This window comes from Mycobacterium sp. (assembly GCF_044342925.1).
Classification (GTDB): domain Bacteria; phylum Actinomycetota; class Actinomycetes; order Mycobacteriales; family Mycobacteriaceae; genus Mycobacterium.
This window is the reverse complement of record NZ_JBIIOV010000209.1, coordinates 1-4,920: the sequence shown is the minus strand read 5'-3', so window position 1 is coordinate 4,920 and position 4,920 is coordinate 1. Positions and strand designations below refer to the sequence as shown.

Annotated in this window: 2 protein-coding genes; one reads left to right on the top strand and one right to left on the bottom strand. The window is 66.3% G+C overall.

The features are described 5' to 3' along the window. Positions 1-1,644: 1,644 nt before the first annotated feature. On the top strand, positions 1,645-4,029 hold the full coding sequence (locus tag ADBZ6I_RS15965) for a CocE/NonD family hydrolase (RefSeq protein ID WP_526385551.1): 2,385 nt from the start codon (positions 1,645-1,647) through the stop codon (positions 4,027-4,029). Positions 4,030-4,092: 63 nt separating this feature from the next. Here the strand turns inward: ADBZ6I_RS15965 and guaA are convergent. Continuing rightward, the coding region (gene guaA, locus ADBZ6I_RS15960) for a glutamine-hydrolyzing GMP synthase (RefSeq protein ID WP_526385549.1) at positions 4,093-4,920 on the bottom strand (828 nt) is incomplete at its 5' end.

Here is a 4,920-nt window from a genome sequence, read left to right as displayed (position 1 = left end):
TGGCTACCGACTTGAGCGACAGTTCAAAAGAAGTGTGTTCGACCGCCCGGTCGCCCACCGAATGTGTACCCGACATCAGTGGACCTCCCTCAAGTTCTCCGAAATACGTTGCTCCTGAACACAATTAGGCCAATCAACAGATCCTGCACCCACCGTCTTCGAGATCACATTCACTACGCGGAGGGCTGGCATCGCGCTAGGTCGTCCGACGATTCGACGAGGATTGTCACTTTGGCTGTATCGCCACGTAGGTCGATCTTGTTGATCTCGGTAGTGCGTCGCGAAACTCACTGCACCGCAGAGCGATCCCTGCCGAATTTGCCCGGTTTGGCCCTGACGGCCTTGAGGCTCTCCGTCGGACACGCTGGTGTACCCCGTAAGCGAGCTAGACACAACAAGAAAAAAGGCTGCGGCAGTTATCCACGCTACCTTCACAATCCACCCCCCGTTAGTACGACCCCACATAACGCCCAAAAATGGCCGCGATCCTCGACGCGGGCCGCAGTGCAACGGCGTGGAAATCGGTACCATCGGATGATGGCACCACTTGGTAGGTGGCGTCAACGGGAGCACGAGGACCTCCGAGCGGATGTGGACCTTTAGACAAGCCACACCAACCCGGACGTTCTCTTCACATCAAGCGAAAACGCCTGCCACCAATGTCCTGGCCAGGTAAAACCAGCGCCGAGAGTTAAGCCAATAGTGTTGCTGCAGAAAATTTTCTCTCGTCACCGACGTTTATCCGCTATCTGACGCAATCAGTACGGCTTGAAAAGAAGTCTCTCGATGGTAGGGGAAACCCATGACGCATCAGAGGGCAGAAGACTCTCCGCCGCGGGACCTATGCCCCTAGCGCCGCCTCCGCCGGAACCCGAAAAGTAGACTCCTCGAATATGTCCTAGCTTGGCTGGACGGGGGGAATTTCGTTGACGAGGAACGTTTTGCGAGCCGTCGCGGTGGGTGCGAGCGCTCCGATGGTGGCCTTGGTTGTCGGGAGTTCAGTGGCGTGCGCGGCGTGCCCGCCTTTTTCGGCTTGCCCGGACAGCCCGGCTCTGATGGGTCGGTCAACCCTGCCTCGCCGTTTTTTGGAGGGTAGCCGATCGCCGCGAAAGCAGAAGCGACACTCGACCGCCCCGCGAGCCACTAACACCGCGGCCGCGACAACCAGTGACGCAAACGTGGGCGTTCGCAATAGCACGAAGGTGCGGCCCGGTCACACCGATAGAACAGCACCACATCCGGCGGCGGCTGACACACCAACGCCACCTGGCCATTCCGTGACAAGCCCAACGCTCTCGAAGATCGGCAGCGTAACGAAGAAACTCGCGCACCAGAACGAGAAGAAACAGTGGCTGATAGGTTGGGGGAATTGTTATGGGCGCGTTGCTATTTGCAGCTCGTGTGCGTTGCGCGGCGGTGTCGCTCGGGGTGGGTGCGGCGTTACTGTGCGGCCCCGCGGTTAGCTGGGCGGACACTTCCGAACCCGGACGAGGAGAGGGTGTCGTCGGGACCGCTGCCGGAGCCGACGAGTCGGGTCCCGTGGCGGAGCCGGCCTCGACGAGGGGCCACCGGCCCGGTCCCTCGACGCGACCCGCCACCCCAAGGGGCCGTAACGAGGGATCACCCGCCGCAGCGACGGCCCCCATGTCGGCCGTCAATGACGCAGCCGATGCGCCGATGGCGGTTGCCGCGGAGGTGACGGCTGCCGTGGAGGTGACGTCTGCCGTGGAGGTGACGGCGGCTCCGAAAACCGAAGCGCCACCTGCTCTTCCAAGCGTGCCGGTGGCGGAAGCCCCGCGAGCGGTCCAGTGGACTTCCGAACCGGTTCGGTGGGCTCCCGCACCGGTGGAGACCGCAGCGGCGCTGGCCGCGGCGCCCGCGGTTGCCCAGCCCGGCCGGGCGGAAGCGGTGTCGATTTCGCCGGACGGTTTCGGCGATGGACGCTCCGCGGGGCCGGGGAGCGGTCCGTTGTTTCCGGCGGACTCGCCACTGTCGTGGGCGGTGTTGAGCGTCGTGCGCCGTCAGCCGCTCAGCGCGGCGAGTGCGGCCCACCAGGCGGCGGTGGTCACGTCGTCGCAGGCGGTGTCCCCCAACGGCGTGACGGCAGATCCATCCGTCGCGATGGTGGACGGCATCATCCAGGGGAGTCTCAACGCGAGCAGCCAGCGCGGGTTGCCGCTGACCTACACCGCGTCGCGTGGCGCCAACGGGGGCAAGCTGTCACTGGGCACGGTGCCTACCGCATCGGACGTCGCGCAGAGCTTCACCGTGCTGCCCTATGCGACATGGCAGGTCGGCGGAGCTCCGGCCGCCGGCGCCAAGGGAACCGAGCGGTTCGACGTCCGGATCAGCGAGGTGACCGGGTTCGACGCGTTCCTCACCGGCATTCCGCTGCTCGGCGGGCTTGCCGCCTCGGTGATCGGGTTGCTGCAAGCCACTCCGCTGGTCGGCGCGCTGCTGGCCCCGATCATCGGCAACTCGCTGCTGGCGACCGTCGCCGTGGACATCGAGAAGCTGGCTCCCGGAGCCACCCCGGTGGCGTTCACCTACAAGGTGTCATCGTTCGACGGCACCCCGATCAGCATGAACTTCTTCCCGGCGACTGGACTGCGGGCCGGCCAGGTGGCACCTGCGGTGCTTTCCGGATCTGGGTTGGCTGGTGGCGGTTACACCGCTCCGTACGCCAGCTGCGGCAGCTGCGCGACCGTCGCGCCCAAGATCGACGAGACGTTGGGGGTCGGGACGCTGCGCAATGCCGGCTACAACGTCGTCACCTGGGATCCCCGCGGTGAGTTCGACTCCGGCGGGGTGTTGCAACTGGACAACCCGTTCTATGAAGGCCGGGACGTCTCGGCTCTGGTGTCCTGGATCGCGTCTGCGACCCCCACCGAGGTGGACAGGCCGAACGACCCGCGGGTGGGCATGTCGGGCGGCTCCTACGGCGGGGGCATCCAGCTGACCGCGGCCGGCACCGATCCGCGCATCGACGCGATCACGCCCTACATCGCCTGGAACTCGTTGAACGAGGCGATCTATCCGTCGGAGACGTTGAAGATCGTCCCGGCCACCGGGCTGCTGCTGTCGCTGGTCGTCACCGGCGCCCGGATCAACGACCAGATCTACAACAACGTTGCGACCGCGGTCCTGTTCGGCTGGATCAGCCAGAGCGCGCAGGCGGTGCTGGCCAGCAGCGGGCCGACCTCGCTGCTCACCAAGCTCACCGCGCCGGCCCTGTTGACCCAGGGCGTCGACGACGTGCTGTTCCCGCTGCGGCAGTCGCTGGACAATGCCGAGACCATCCTGGCGAATCCGTACGGCACCCCGGCCAAGGTGATCTGGTTCTGCGGCGGCCACGGATCGTGCGTCACCCCGATCAACCCCGGCCAGAGCACCCTGCTGCGCGAGAGTGCCCTGGCCTGGCTGGCCAGCTACGTCAAGAAACAGGACGACCCGGCCTCGGCGATTCCGGATTTCCAGTGGTATGACCAGCACGGCGGCTATCACGCAGCGGATCTGCTGCCGTTCCAGGACGGTTTTGCCACCCGCACCCCGGTGGCCGTCGACGCCACCGGGGGACCGCTGCTCATCGTCGGGCTCATCGGTGGATCGGGCCCGGGTCCGGAGGGGGTGCCGTTCCCCGACTCGCTGGGCAACGCCACCAAAGCCACCAACGCGATCAACCTGGACATTCCAAAGACCGCGTTGCCGGCCGGCACGCAGGTGGTCGGCGCGCCCACTGTGAGCTTCCGCTACACCGGCCTGGGTACCGCTCGCGCGGTGTTCGCCCAGGTCGTCGACAACGCCACCGGGCTGGTGCTGGGCAACATCGTCACACCGGTGCCGGTCACCCTGGACGGGCGCGAACACACCGTCAGCATCGACCTCAACGACATCGTCTACACCGTGACCGACCCCGACACCGACAACCTCACCCTGCAGATCGCCAGTTCCGCGACTGCGTTCGCGAACGCCTCGGTGGGGTTCATCGACATCTCCGGCATCGATGTGAGCCTGCCGATTGTGAACTAACGCGGCGCGGCCGGTAACCCGCCCTGGGGACGTACAACGTCACCGAAGCAGCGGTAGACCGGACTACTCCCACTCGATCGTCCCCGGGGGCTTGCTGGTGACATCCAGCACCACCCGGTTGACCTCGGGCACCTCGTTGGTGATTCGGGTAGAGATGCGCTCCAGCACGTCGTAGGGCACCCGGGTCCAGTCGGCGGTCATGGCGTCCTCGCTGGACACCGGCCGCAGCACGATCGGGTGGCCGTAGGTGCGGCCGTCGCCCTGCACGCCCACCGAGCGGACGTCGGCCAGCAGCACCACCGGGCACTGCCAGATCTGGCCGTCCAGCCCGGCGTAGGTGAGCTCCTCCCGGGCGATCAGGTCGGCCCGGCGCAGCGTGTCGAGCCGATCGGCCGTCACCTCCCCGACGATCCGGATACCCAGGCCGGGGCCCGGGAAGGGTTGGCGCGCAACGATGTCCTCGGGCAGGCCCAATTCGCGGCCCACCGCGCGGACCTCGTCTTTGAACAGCAGCCGCAGCGGCTCCACCAATGTGAACTTCAAATCCGAAGGCAGACCGCCGACGTTGTGGTGGCTCTTGATGTTGGCCGTGCCGGTACCGCCGCCGGACTCGACGACGTCGGGGTAGAGCGTGCCCTGCACCAGGAAGTCGATCTGCTCGCCTGAAGAAAGATCCCGCACCGCGCCCTCGAACGCCCGGATGAATTCGCGGCCGATGATCTTGCGCTTGCCCTCGGGGTTGGTCACCCCGGACAGCGCCTCCAGGAACCGCGCCTCGGCGTCGACGGTCACCAGCCGGGCCCCGGTCGCGGCGACGAAGTCGCGCTGCACCTGCTCGCGCTCGCCGGCCCGCAGCAGGCCGTGGTCGACGAACACGCACGTCAGCCGGTC

Bases quoted from the DNA above. Each gene is read 5' to 3' on its own strand.
- ADBZ6I_RS15965 (WP_526385551.1), top strand. From the start codon at position 1,645: ATGTCGGCCGTCAATGACGCAGCCGATGCGCCGATGGCGGTTGCCGCG.